The sequence below is a fragment of the Mesorhizobium sp. M0077 genome (assembly GCF_040322955.1).
In the GTDB taxonomy this organism is placed as follows: domain Bacteria; phylum Pseudomonadota; class Alphaproteobacteria; order Rhizobiales; family Rhizobiaceae; genus Mesorhizobium.
The window spans coordinates 22,016-34,712 of record NZ_JAMYUL010000027.1; the positions used below are offsets into that span (position 1 = coordinate 22,016).

Annotated in this window: 10 protein-coding genes; 9 read left to right on the forward strand and 1 reads right to left on the reverse strand. The window is 64.4% G+C overall.

Annotated elements, in window-relative coordinates:
- Positions 1 to 85: 85 nt before the first annotated feature.
- The 8 genes from NKJ57_RS29995 to NKJ57_RS30030 all read left to right on the forward strand — a co-directional run bounded on the left by NKJ57_RS29995 (position 86) and on the right by NKJ57_RS30030 (position 10,389).
- Positions 86 to 346: a hypothetical protein gene (locus tag NKJ57_RS29995; RefSeq protein ID WP_023735604.1), complete on the forward strand. Its 261-nt coding sequence runs from the start codon at positions 86 to 88 to the stop codon at positions 344 to 346.
- Positions 340 to 3,528, forward strand: a complete 3,189-nt coding sequence (locus NKJ57_RS30000) for an efflux RND transporter permease subunit (protein WP_352511571.1) — start codon at positions 340 to 342, stop codon at positions 3,526 to 3,528. Before NKJ57_RS29995 ends, NKJ57_RS30000 begins: the two co-directional genes overlap by 7 nt.
- Positions 3,529 to 3,542: 14 nt before the next feature.
- Positions 3,543 to 4,697, forward strand: a complete 1,155-nt coding sequence (locus NKJ57_RS30005; protein WP_023804343.1) for an efflux RND transporter periplasmic adaptor subunit — start codon at positions 3,543 to 3,545, stop codon at positions 4,695 to 4,697.
- A gap of 180 nt (positions 4,698 to 4,877) precedes the next feature.
- Positions 4,878 to 5,585: a GntR family transcriptional regulator gene (locus tag NKJ57_RS30010; protein ID WP_352511569.1), complete on the forward strand. Its 708-nt coding sequence runs from the start codon at positions 4,878 to 4,880 to the stop codon at positions 5,583 to 5,585.
- Between the two features lie 17 nt (positions 5,586 to 5,602).
- Positions 5,603 to 6,706 carry a mandelate racemase/muconate lactonizing enzyme family protein gene (locus NKJ57_RS30015; RefSeq protein ID WP_352511567.1) on the forward strand — a complete coding sequence of 368 codons (1,104 nt, stop codon included), beginning with the start codon at positions 5,603 to 5,605 and terminating at the stop codon, positions 6,704 to 6,706.
- A gap of 161 nt (positions 6,707 to 6,867) precedes the next feature.
- Complete coding sequence (locus NKJ57_RS30020) at positions 6,868 to 8,190, forward strand: NAD(P)H-dependent oxidoreductase (protein ID WP_023668524.1); 1,323 nt, start codon at positions 6,868 to 6,870, stop codon at positions 8,188 to 8,190.
- Positions 8,191 to 8,210: 20 nt separating this feature from the next.
- On the forward strand, positions 8,211 to 9,698 hold the full coding sequence (locus NKJ57_RS30025; RefSeq protein WP_023701498.1) for a xylulokinase: 1,488 nt from the start codon (positions 8,211 to 8,213) through the stop codon (positions 9,696 to 9,698).
- 157 nt (positions 9,699 to 9,855) lie between these two features.
- Positions 9,856 to 10,389, forward strand: coding sequence for a hypothetical protein (locus tag NKJ57_RS30030; protein ID WP_352511565.1), 534 nt, complete (start codon positions 9,856 to 9,858; stop codon positions 10,387 to 10,389).
- A gap of 16 nt (positions 10,390 to 10,405) precedes the next feature.
- On the opposite strand, the gene NKJ57_RS30035 is transcribed toward NKJ57_RS30030, so the two are convergent.
- Complete coding sequence (locus tag NKJ57_RS30035) at positions 10,406 to 11,368, reverse strand: sugar-binding transcriptional regulator (protein ID WP_023684411.1); 963 nt, start codon at positions 11,366 to 11,368, stop codon at positions 10,406 to 10,408.
- A gap of 287 nt (positions 11,369 to 11,655) precedes the next feature.
- Between NKJ57_RS30035 and NKJ57_RS30040 the strand changes: the two genes are divergently transcribed.
- The gene (locus tag NKJ57_RS30040) at positions 11,656 to 12,639 is read left to right on the forward strand and encodes an ABC transporter permease (RefSeq protein ID WP_502902041.1); all 984 of its coding nucleotides are present in this window, start codon (positions 11,656 to 11,658) and stop codon (positions 12,637 to 12,639) included.
- Positions 12,640 to 12,697 lie beyond the last annotated feature (58 nt).

Below are 12,697 nucleotides of genomic sequence, written 5' to 3' on the forward strand. Positions count from 1 at the left end.
TGCAGGTCATGCGGCTCCGGCCGGTGAAGAGATGAAAACCGGTTCGCGATCGTCCGATGCGAATCGCTGGAATGGAGACGCTCCAATGTCGCAGCGCAAGGATTTGACCATCGATGAAGCCATCCGGGATCCGATGATCCGGTTGGTGATGAAAGCGGACCGCGTCAATCCGCGCGCCTTCGAAGCGATGCTGAGGACCGTTGCCGATGAGCAGGGCCTCAGCGGTGCGGCGCCGTCTTCGTATTTTTTGCAGGACCCGGGTTCGGTGCGCGGCCGGCGGCAGTCCCGGTCTGCCAATTCTTTTAAAGAGGCCGGTTCTTCTAAAGAGGTTTGCGTGTCGTGGTAAACTTTTTCATCCATCGTCCGATCTTCGCCTCGGCCATCGCCATCATCATGGTGCTCGCCGGGACGATTTGTTATTTCCTTTTGCCGGTTTCGCAGTTTCCCGACATCACGCCGCCGCAGGTCGTGGTCAGCGCCCATTATCCGGGCGCCAGCGCGCAAGTGGTCGCCGATACGGTGACGACGCCGCTGGAGCAGCAGATCAACGGCGTCGAAGGCATGACCTACATGTCGTCGTCGAGCTCCAATGACGGCTCCTCGACCATCACCATCACCTTCGATGTCGGCTATTCCTTGAGCACCGCGGCCGTCGACGTCCAGAACCGCGTCTCGCAAGCGGCCTCCTCGCTGCCGGCGATCGTCAACCAGGGCGGCGTGACGATCAAGAAGCAGAACCCGAATTTCGTCCTCATCGTCAACCTGACCTCGCCCGACAGTTCGGTCGATCCGGTGGCGCTGAGCAACCTCGCCTATCTGCAGGTCGTCGATCCGCTGAAGCGGCTGCCTGGCGTCGGCGACGTCCAGATATTCGGCGAGCGCCGCTATTCGATGCGCGTCTGGCTCGACCCGGACAAGCTCGCCAATCTTGGCATCACCGCTGTCGATGTCCAGAACGCCATCTCGGAACAGAACGTCCAGGTGGCGGCCGGCAAGATCGGCCAGTCGCCGGCGCCCGCCGGCACCGCCTTCGAGATGCAGGTCAACGCCGTCGGCCGCCTGAGCGACCCCAAGGAGTTCGGCGACATCGTCGTGCGCGCCAACACCGGCACCGGCTCGCTGGTGCGACTGCGCGACGTCGCCCGCATCGAGCTCGGCGCGCTGCAATATTCGTCGTCGGCCTTCTTCGGCAAGGACCCGACGGTGGTGCTGGCCGTCTACCAGATGCCCGGTTCCAACGCGCTCGATCTGCAGCAGCACGTCAAGGACAAGATGCAGGAACTGTCGGCCCGTTTCCCCAAGGGCGTCAGCTACGCCATGCACTACGACACCACGCGCTTCGTGTCGGCATCGATGCATGACGTCCTGATCACGCTTGGCGAAGCGCTGGTGCTGGTCGTGGCCGTGGTGTTCATCTTCCTGCAGAGCTGGCGCACGACGATCATCCCGACCATCGCCATTCCGGTGTCGCTGGTGGCGACGATGGTGGTCATGGAAATGATGGGCTTCTCGCTCAACATGCTCTCCCTACTCGGCATGGTGCTGGCCATCGGCCTCGTCGTCGACGACGCCATCGTGGTGGTCGAAAATGTCGAGCGACAATTGGAGGCGGGCCTCAAACCGCTGGCGGCGACCAAGGCCGCGATGGCCGAGGTCACCGGACCGATCATCGCCACCACCGCAGTGCTGATGGCCGTCTTCGTGCCCGTTGCCTTCATTCCCGGCGTCTCCGGCAAGCTCTACAATCAGTTCGCGCTGACGGTGGCGATTTCGGTCGGCATATCCGCCTTCAACTCGCTGACGCTCAGCCCGGCGCTGAGCGCCGCCTTCCTGCGCCATCGCGGCGAGACGCAGTTCGCCCCGTTCCGCTGGTTCAACACGGGCTTCGACAGACTGTCGCATGCCTATGCGCACGGCGTGCGTATCCTCATCCGGCTGCGCTGGATCATGCTCGGTCTGTTCGCGGCCGGCCTGGTGGCCACCTACTTCGTCTGGCAGAAGTTGCCCTCGACCTTCCTTCCGGTCGAGGACCAGGGTTACTTCTTCGTCGTCATCCAGCTGCCTGACGGCGCCTCGCTGGAACGCACCGACGCGGTGGCGCAGAAAGCGCGCGACATATTGCAGGCAACACCCGGCGTCGAGATTGTCGGCTCGATCAGCGGCCTGAACTTCCTGACCAGTGCGGCGCAGTCGAACTCGGCTGTCGAGTTCGCCATCCTGAAGCCGTGGGAAGAGCGCGGCCCCGACCAGAGCGCGTCCAAGCTCGTCTCCGATGTGCGCGGCAAGCTGATGCAGATTCCGGAAGCCTTCGCGCTGTCCTTCGATCCGCCTTCGATCCCGGGTATCGGCACCACGGGCGGCTTCGAATTCGTCGTCGAGGACCTCACCGGGCGAGGCAGTTCAGCCCTCAACGACGCGACGCAAGCCGTGATCGCCGAGGCGCGCAAGCAGCCGGAAATCAACCCGCAGCAGCTGTTCTCGCCGTTCTCGACCTCGACGCCGCAGTTCAACTACGACCTCGACCGCAGCAAGGCCAAACTGCTCGGCCTCAACCTGCCCGACGTCTTCAACACGCTGCAGATCTATCTCGGCTCGCTCTACGTCAACGACTTCAACCTGTTCGGCCGCACCTTCCGGGTGACCATCCAGGCCGACAAGGATGCACGTGCCGACGCAGGCGACCTTTCGCGGCTCTATGTGCGCAACGCCTCCGGCGGAATGGTGCCGCTGAGCACACTTGGCAAACTGGTGCCGTTCGTCGGCCCGGAAACCGTGCCGCACTACAACAACAACGCCTCGGCCACGATCAATGGCGGCGCAGCCCCCGGCTTCTCGTCGGGCCAGGCGGTTGCCGCGATGGAACGGGCCGCCGCCACCGCTTTGCCCAGGGATTTCGGTTTCGAATGGACCGGCATCACCTTCCAGGAGCTCAAGGCAGGATCGATAGCGTCGGTCGTCTTCGGCCTCGCCATCGTCTTCGTCTTCCTGATCCTGGCGATGCAGTATGAGAGCTGGGCGATGCCGTTCATGGTGCTGCTGGCGGTGCCACTGGCCCTGTTCGGCGCCTTCGCAGCCCTGTTCCTGCGCGGCATGCAGATCGACGTCTACTCGCAGATCGGCTTCGTCATGCTGATCGGCCTCGCCGCCAAGAACGCGATCCTGATCGTCGAGTTTGCAAGGCGGCGGCGCGAGGAGGGACTGAGCATTGTCGACGCGGCAATGGAAGCCGCGCGGCTGAGGCTGCGGCCGATCCTGATGACGGCCTTCGCCTTCATCCTCGGCGTGCTGCCGCTGATGTTTGCGACGGGTGCGGGTGCGGCAAGCCGGCAGTCGATCGGCACCACCGTGTTTGGCGGCATGGTCGCGGCGACCATCCTGTCGCTGGTGTTCGTGCCAGTCTTCTACGCGGTCATCGAGCAGCTGCGCGAAGGCCGCGTGCGCAGCGAACTGAACGCCGCTCATGACCAGGACAATAATGAACCGACTGCCGAACCAGCGCCGATGCGCCTGGCCGAAGCAGCCGAATAGAATTGGAGACCAAAATGCGTAAATGGAAAATAGCTTTGGGAACGGCCGTCGCCCTGGGAGCGATCTCGGTGGCAAGCGTCCACTTCCTCGACATGGGCAATCTCAGCCTCAATGCCGGCACGGCGGCAGCGACGGCAGCACCTGCGGCATTCGTCATGCCGGTGCCGGTGACGAGCGTGGTCAAGAAGACGATCCCGATCTACCTCGACTACGCCGCCCGCATCGAGGCGATCCGCAGCGTCACCTTGCAGGCCCGCGTGCCCGGCTATCTGCAGGAGCAGACGGCTGAGGACGGCGCGGATGTGCGCCAGGGTGATCTGCTCTACAAGATCTCGCCCGACGACTTCAAGGCGGCTCTCGACCAGGCCAAGGCCGAAGTGCAGCGCGACCAGGCGAGCCTCGACTATGCGCGCTCCAATCTCGGCCGCGGCTCCGAACTCGCCAAGAGCGGCTATCTGGCCAAGGATGGGTTCGACCAGCGTACGAGCACCTTGCGCCAGGCCGAAGCGTCGCTTGCCGTCAACCAGGCGGCGGTGCGCACGGCCGAGCTCAATTTGAGCTACGCCGAAATCCACGCTCCGTTTGCCGGCCGCGTCGGCCGCAACCAGGCTTCGGTCGGCACGCTGGTCAGCGTCGCCGGTACGGTGCTGAACACGCTGGTGCAGCTCGACCCGATCTACGTCACCTTCAATCCGAGCGAGACGGACCTGGCCGAAATCGAACGGGCCCGGGCCGCCGGCCCGATCGAGGTGGAGGTGCTGCTGCCCGGCGAGACCGAAGCCAGCCAGAAGGGCGAACTCACCTTCATCGACAACACGGTCGACCACTCGACCGGCACGATTACGGCGCGCGCCACCATCGGCAATGCGAAGTTCTCGCTGCTGCCGGGCCAGTATGTCCGCGTGCGGCTGCACATCAAGCAGCTGCCCGACGCGCTGATGGTGCCGCAGGTGGCGCTGGGTTCGAGCCAGCTCGGCAAATATGTCTATGTCGTCGGCAAGGGCAACACGGTCGACCAGCGCATCGTCTCGCTCGGCGCGACCAGCGGCGACCTTGTGGCGGTCCTCAGCGGCGTTGCCGAAGGCGACCAGGTGATAACGGGCAATCTGCAGAAAATCGGACCAGGAATGCCGATCTCGCCGTTGCCCCAGGAGAAACCGGCCAGCTGATAACCCCCATCAGCCCCGGTCCTGCGGCGCCTTCGGCTTCCACGCCGAGGGCGCCGTTTTTTTATGGAGCGCCGCACGCCGTTTTTGGGGTAACCGCAAGGCACAAGAATCCGGAACAGACATATTGTAGGATTGTCGACAATCTGCTTGTCTGTTTCCGGCTCTCGCTGGAGTGACGGAATGGCCAAGCTGGACTTCAATCCGATCGCGGATACGACACGCCGGGCCGAGATCGTTGCGCTGTTGCGGCGGGCGATCCTGACCGGCCAGCTGGAACCCGGCCAAAAGCTGAGCGAGCTGAGGATCGCCGAGCAGATGCGGGTCAGCCGCGCGCCTTTGCGCGAAGCTATGCGCGAGCTGGTGCAGGAAGGCATCCTGACCAGCATTCCCTATGCCGGCACCTTCGTCATCGATGTCACCGCCAAGGACATTGACGACGCCTACTCGCTGAACAAGGTGCTCGATGAATTCGCCATCGAGCGGACATGGAAGCTGCGCGACCAGCGCTTCTTCGGCGAACTCGACCGCCGGCACGAGGCAGTGAAGCAGGCGACGCGCGCGCGAGACACCACCCGCCAGATCGAAGCCGCGCTGCAATTGCACGGGCTGATCTATGAATGGGCCGACAATTCGGTGCTGCTGGAAACCTGGCAGCGGCTGACCAGCCGGCTGCAGATGTACTTTGCCCTGCACCAGCGGGCCCGCAACGAGCCGGTGCCGGCCGAAGATCTCCACGAAACCTATGTGCGGCTCTTGAAGGGCGCCGACATGCGCGCTGCCCAGCGCCATGCGCGCGAGCATATCGACCTCGATTTCGAAGAGCTGCTTGCCTATGCGCGTGGCCTCGATCAGCGGAACATCGAAGGGCTGACCCTCCTCAACGCCTAGAGACAACGGACAGACAAGTGCAGATCAAAACCATCAAGGCCTATCGCGTCGTGCAGCCCTTCGTGGACGGGCCCTACCGCATGTCAAAGGGGCGGGTTGCAGACTGCTTCGACGCGGTGATCGTCGCCATCACCTCCGACAGCGGCGTGACCGGCTGGGGCGAGATGGCGCCGCTCGGCAATTTCTATTCGGCCGCGTTTCCGGCGGGAACGCGCGCGGGCGTGGTCGAGATCGCGCCGCACCTGATCGGCCAGGACCCGCGTGGCCTCGCCGGCATCGGCCGATTGATGGATACGGTGTTCAAGGGCCATCCCTACATCAAGTCGGCGCTCGACATGGCCTGCTGGGATCTGGCGGCCCGGGCCGCCGACGTGCCGCTGGTGACCATGCTTGGCGGCCGCGAGAGCGACATGGCGGAGACCTACCGCGTCGTCACCCACGGCACGCTCGACCAAATGGCGGCACTGGCCAAAAGGATCATCGCGGAAGGCTGCCGGCGGCTGCAGGTCAAGGTCGGCGGCAATGTGCATGACGACATCGAGCGGGTGAGCGCAGTCGCTTCGGCCGTGCCGAAAGGCACGGTGATTTTCTGCGACGCCAATGCCGGCTGGACGCCCTATCAGGCACGGCAGTTCGCCGACGCAACGCGCGGCATCGACTACACGTTCGAGCAGCCCTGCACGACGATCGAGGAGAACATGTCGGTGCGCCGCATGCTCGACAAGCCGATGGTGCTGGACGAGAGCGTCATCTCGCTCGAGGCGATGGTGGAAATCCATCGCCTGGGCGCCGCCGATGGGCTGACGCTGAAGATTTCGCGGCTGGGCGGCGTAACCAGGACAAGGCAAATCCGCGACGTCGCCGTCGATCTCGGTTTCATGATCACCGTCGAGGATACGGGCGGCGCCGAGATCGACACGGCGGCGATGGCGCATCTGTCGCTGTCGACGCCGGAAGAACGCCGGCTGCATGCCATCGCCTTCCATGAGTGGGTGACGGTGCGCACGGCCTCCAACGCCCCACCGGTCACCGGCAGCCACATGGGCATTCCCGACGGGCCCGGCCTCGGCATCGATGTCGTGCCCGACCTGCTCGGCAAGCCTTTCCTAGAGATCGGCTGAGATCAAGCGCAGCATGAAGCTGTCACCCCACGAATCCTCCGTGGGAGATTTGGTCCTGCAGCCATTCTCCGATTTGCGGGTTGAAATATTTTTCAAATGGAAATAGGAATGTTCAAAATGATGATTTGACGCTGCGGCGCGTCGTGACTGGAGGAAGCGATATGGCCCATCCGCAATTTGCAGCGGAACTTCTGCAGCGCGCTGAAGCCCAAGGGCCCATCACCATCGGTCTCGCCGGCGCCGGGCAGATGGGCACCGACATCGTCGTCCAGGTGGCGCTGATGCCGGGCATGCGGATCGGTGCCATTTCCGAGGTGCGCCCGCAAGCGGCGATCGATGCCGCACTGCTCGCCGGCCATGACCGCTCCGACATCGTCCAGGCTGCGAACGCCTCTGCCATCGACCGCGCCATCGAGGCCGGCAAGATCGCTGTCACCGAAGATCTGCATGCGCTGGCCGCGGCCGGCCGCATTGATGTCATCATCGACGCGACAGGCAATCCCAACATCGGCACGCTGTTTGCGCTCGAAGTGATGAAGAACGGCAAGCACATCGTCATGCTCAATGTCGAGGCGGACATTACGATCGGCCGCTTCCTCAAGGAGGAAGCGCGCAAGGCCGGCGTGGTCTACACCGGTGCGGCCGGCGACGAACCCGCCTGCACGCTGGAGATCATCGGCTTCGCCAAGAGCCTCGGCTTCAACATCATCGCCGCCGGCAAGGGCAAAAACAACCCGCTCAAGATCGACGCCATGCCCGCCGACTACGAGAAGGAAGCGGCCGAGCGCAACATGAATGCGCGCATGCTGGTCGAGTTCGTCGACGGTTCCAAGACGGCGATCGAGATGGTGGCTATCGCCAACGCCACCGGGCTGGTGCCCGACGTGCCGGGCATGCACGGCCCGACGGCGACGCTGGAGGAACTGGCCAGCGTGCTTTGCCCGCGCGAGGATGGCGGCGTGCTGCACCGCAAGGGCGTGGTCGACTATTCCATCGGCAAGGGCGTGGCGCCCGGCGTGTTCTGCATCATCGAAACGAGGCATCCGCGCGTGCTGGAGCGCATGGTCGACCTCAAGGTCGGCAAGGGCCCCTATTTCACGATCTACCGTCCCTATCACCTGACAAGCCTTGAAGTGCCACTGTCGGCGGCGCGCGCCGTTGTCTACAAACGCGCCGACATGGAGCCCCTCGACCATCCGGTCGCCGAAGCGGTGGCGGTGGCCAAGAGCGATCTCGGCGCGGGCCAATCGCTCGGCATGATCGGCGAGAACGACTATCGCGGCTTCGCCATGACCTGGGAGGACGCCCGCGCCAAGGGCGCGCTGCCGCTCGGGATTGCCGAACGCGCCAAGGTGGTCAAGCCGGTCAAGACCGGCGACTTCCTTACCTATGAAAATTGTGTACCCGACGATTCGATGGTGATAACGCAGATCCGCCGCCGTCTAGACCAGTCGGATGGACAGTTTGTGACCAACGCCGCCTGAACCTTCGGGATCTCCCTGTGATGGACGATGTCGTTATCGGGATCGATGCCTCGACGACGGCGGTGAAGGCGATCGCCTTCACCGGCGACGGCGCGGAGCTGTTCCAGGCGCGCGAGGCCTATCCGCTGGCCAATCCTAAGCCCGGCCATTTCGAGCAGGATGCCGAACATTGGTGGGCAGCCCTTATCAGTGCGCTGAAGCAGGTTGCCGACAAGGTCGGCGCCGCGCGCGTGGCGGCAATTGCCATGGCCCATCAGCGCGAGACCTTCACCCTGATCGATCAGGCCGGCACGCCGCTCATCCCGGCGATCCTGTGGCTTGACGAGCGCGCCCGGCCTCAAGTCGCCAGGCTGTCGGCCGAGCTTGGCCGCGAGACGATCCGCGACTGGAGCGGCAAGCCGCCGGATCCGACGCCGGCGCTCTATGCCATCGCCTGGCTGGCCGAACACCAGCCGCAGGTGCTGGCCAACGCCGCCGCCCTGGTCGATGTTCATGGCTTCTTCGTTCACCGGCTGACCGCACGGCTGGTTACCAGCACGGCAAGTGCCGACCCGCTCGGCTTGCTCGATGTCGCGACAGGCGAATGGCACCCTGAGCTTGTCGCGGCTGCAGGGCTGCAGCCACGGCAGTTGCCGGCGCTGATCGGCCCAGGCGAAATCTGCGGCGGCCTTGCCGAAAGCATTGCCCAGCTGACTGGCCTCAAAGCGGGCACGCCAATTGTCGCCGGCGCCGGCGATGGCCAGGCCATGGGTCTCGGCATGGGCGTCTATGGTGCCGGCAGGAGCTATCTCTCGCTCGGCTCCGGCGTCGTCAGCGGCTGCTATTCCGGCACGGTCACCACATCGGACGCGTTTCGCACGCTGGTCTCGCCGACCGGCTCCGGCTTCATGCTGGAAACCGTGCTGCGCTCGGGCATGCAACTGGTCGACTGGATCGTGCGCACCACCGGCGCGTCTTCCGCGGCAGAACTGGAGAAGGGTGCGGTCGATGTTGCGGCCGGCGGCGACGGTCTTTTGGTCATGCCCTATTGGGCCGGCGTCATGAGCCCCTATTGGGATGGCGCGGCGCGCGGCGCCGTTGTTGGCCTGTCGCTCGACCATGAGCCCAGGCATCTCTTCCGCGCCACGCTGGAAGGCATCGCTTTGGAGCAGGCCATCGCCAGCGAGGCGATGGAGGCCGAAAGCGGCGGCAAGCCGGGAGAGATGATTGCCGCCGGCGGCGGCACCAATTCGGCGCTGCTGATGAAGATCATGGCCAGCGTGCTGGAGCGGCCGCTGTTCGTGTCGCCGGTCAACGAGGCGGCGGCCCTTGGCGCGGCCATGCTGGCGGCTTCGGCGATCGGCTGGTTCGCCTCGGCGGAAGACGCCGCCAAGGCAATGGCGGCGGCGCCGGCCAGGCGTGTCGATCCGGATATGACGCTGGTGCCGGCTTACCGGGCGCGCAAGTCGATCTACCGCGACCTCTATCACGCGACACGCGACATCCACGCGCGGCTCGGTGCGATCTGAGTTCAAGCGCAGTTTGCTTGCGTGAGGCTCCCATGCCCAACCTGCCCAGCTTGCCGATTTTGCGTCCTGCCCGGCCAATGCTAGACTCATCGGGCCTATGAAAGCAGTATTTCACCTTGCCGCCCTGCCTTGGATTGTCGCGCTTGCGGCAGCTCCAATGACGGCGCGTGCGCAGGACGAGCCGCCCTTCGAGGTCACGCTCGACATGGACAATGACGGCAGGATGGATCGGGCCGCGATCGCGGCGGATCCCGACAGCGGGCTGGCGGATCTCTCGATCTATCTGGCTGCCGGCGAAGGAAAGCTCGATCCTTCGCGCAAGCCTGACTTTGTCAAGAAGGCGCTGACGCAGGACCGTATTCTCGGGCTCGAAAGCAAGGGCAAGGGATCGCTTGCCGTCACCTCGTGCTTCGGCTGCGGCGCCAACAAATCATGGGATGCGACGCTGACCATCGTCTGGCGCGGCGGTAAATTCCTTGTCGCCGGCTACAGTCGCGACTGGGACTGGAATGTGCAGAAAGCCGACGGCTCGGTCGAGACGACGCTGGGCGGCTGCGACATCAATTTTCTCACCGGCAGAGGCATTGCCTCAAAGGACCTGGACGACGGCAAACCGGTCGCGGGAAAATTCGTGCCGGTCGCGCTGGCCGACTGGTCGGACGACAGTCGTCCGGAGCCCTGCGAATTCTGACCGACGCCGACAGCGCTCAACGGTTGAGCAGGCCCTTGGCCGCATCCTCATCGGTGATGAGCACCGAAATCCTGGTGTTGGCGAGCGCGGCGCGCATGACGGCGACCTTCTCCTGACCGCCTGACACCAGGATGATGCTCGGAATATCGGACAGATCCTGCAGCGGATAGGCGCAGACGCGGCGGTTGACCTCATGGTCGACAGAGTGGCCCTCGGCGTCGATGAAATGGCACAAGAGGTCGCCGACCGCGCCGGCCGCCTGCAATTCCTCTAGTTCGCTCGGTTTGATGAAGCCGTAATTGGCGATCGGGCTGTCCTTGGAAAACGAGCCGACGCTGAGCACGGCGATGTTGGCGCGGCGCGCGCGGAAGACGACATCCTGAACGCTGCGCTGGCTCATGAAGGCATCGCGCTGTTCCGGCTTGTCGGCATAGACCGGCACCGGCAGCAGGAAACATTCAGCGCCGATCTTTTCGGCGAACTCCCAGGCGCTTTCGGTCGGGTTGAGCGGCTGCGCGTGGGTGAGGCCGCCGAGCATCGAGACGACCGTCGTCCTGGCAATCGGCCGCCTCGGCAATTCGTTGATGGCGAATTTCAGCGTCCGGCCCCAGCCCAGCGCAATGACGTCGCCGGCATTGACGTTGTCGGCGAGATAGGCGGCAGCCGCGTGGCCGATCATCAGCGGCGCGTTGCTGCGGTCGGCGGCCGACGGCACCACGACCGCCTGGCTTAGCCCAAAGCGCTGCTTCAGGCTCTCCTCGAGCTGCACACATTCGACGACACTGTCGCGAATGCGGAACTGGACAATGCCTTCCTCGCGGGCAGCCGACAGGATCCGGTGCACCTTGATGCGGCCGACGCCAAGAATCTCGGAGATGCGCTCCTGCGTCAGCCCTTCGACATAGTAATGCCAGGCGGCGCGGGCCTTCAGCTCGGCATCGGGGAAGCGCGAGGCCTTCTCATTTTCGACGGTCGCCATGCTCGTGCTCTCCCGCGGCAGATTTCGGAAATCTTTTCCGCAAAGCGCCGCCCCCTGGCCTTCCCTAGGACAAACCGCCCGGTGGCGCAAACCTTCGCCGAATGGCGCAACGGCTCTTGACAATTTTCTAATGAACAGTTTAGCTGAACAAAATTGCATATCAAAGATAAATTGTTCACAGGGAGGTGCCTGGTGAACAAGAGCGGACGGCAGGCCATCGTCGTTTCGCTGACGGAGGAGACGAAGTGGCCGTGAGTAATGATGCAAGCGGGTCGAAGGCTGGCGAGTTGAAAGCCGTGCCCGGCACTCAAGGTGCGACGGCCGCGAAGCTTTCGGCGCTGTTTGCCGGAACCATGGGGCCGCTGATCGGGCTGCTGCTGCTTTGCCTGGCGCTGACGCTGACCACCGACACGTTCCTCACCGTGCGCAACATCCTCAACGTACTTGACCAGATCACGGTGCTCGGCATCATGGCAATCGGGATGACGCTGGTGATCCTGATCGGCGGCATCGATCTCTCGGTCGGCTCGGTGCTGGCGCTGGCCGCCATGGTGATGGGCTTTGTCTCCCACCCCGACTATCTCAATCTCGGCCTTGCGGCCGGCGTCGTCGCAGCACTGGTCGTCGCCGGCCTTTGCGGACTGGTGTCCGGCCTGCTGGTGACCGTCACCCGGCTGCCGCCGTTCATTGCGACGCTGGCGATGATGTCGGTGGCGCGCGGTCTTGCCAACATGATCACCGACGGTTCGCAGATCGTCGGCTTTCCCGACTGGTTCACCAGCCTGTCGATCATCCGCCATTTCGGCTTCCTGTCGGTCACAGTCGGGGTGATGATGGTGCTGGCGATCGTCTTCGCCATCTTCCTCAACTACCGCGCCACCGGCCGCAGCCTTTACGCCATCGGCGGCAGCGCCGAGGTGGCGCGGCTCTCCGGCATTCCGGTGAAGTCGCTGACCAACTGGGTCTATGCCATCTGCGGCGTGCTTGCGGGTCTTGCAGGCATTGTGCTTGCCGCGCGGCTGGATTCGGTCCAGCCGAGTTCCGGCCTCGGCTATGAGCTCGACACCATCGCGGCGGTGGTGATCGGCGGCGCCAGCCTCTCGGGCGGCGTCGGTTCGATCGGCGGCACAGCGGTCGGCGTGCTCATCATCGGCGTGCTGCGCAACGGCCTCAATCTGCTCGGCGTCTCGCCCTTCATCCAGCAGGTGGTGATCGGCGTGGTGATCGCGCTGGCCGTCGCCAGCGACACCTGGCGGCGCAGGGCGCGATAGAGAGCGGGGCACAATTGAGAATTCGCCCGGAACGTCCGGGCGATAGACGGATCGGTCG

Bases quoted from the DNA above. Each gene is read 5' to 3' on its own strand.
- NKJ57_RS30025 (WP_023701498.1), top strand. From the start codon at position 8,211: ATGGACGATGTCGTTATCGGGATCGATGCCTCGACGACGGCGGTGAAG.
- NKJ57_RS30010 (WP_352511569.1), top strand. From the start codon at position 4,878: ATGGCCAAGCTGGACTTCAATCCGATCGCGGATACGACACGCCGGGCC.
- NKJ57_RS30020 (WP_023668524.1), top strand. From the start codon at position 6,868: ATGGCCCATCCGCAATTTGCAGCGGAACTTCTGCAGCGCGCTGAAGCC.
- NKJ57_RS30030 (WP_352511565.1), top strand. From the start codon at position 9,856: ATGACGGCGCGTGCGCAGGACGAGCCGCCCTTCGAGGTCACGCTCGAC.
- NKJ57_RS29995 (WP_023735604.1), top strand. From the start codon at position 86: ATGTCGCAGCGCAAGGATTTGACCATCGATGAAGCCATCCGGGATCCG.
- NKJ57_RS30005 (WP_023804343.1), top strand. From the start codon at position 3,543: ATGCGTAAATGGAAAATAGCTTTGGGAACGGCCGTCGCCCTGGGAGCG.
- NKJ57_RS30035 (WP_023684411.1), bottom strand. From the start codon at position 11,368: ATGGCGACCGTCGAAAATGAGAAGGCCTCGCGCTTCCCCGATGCCGAG.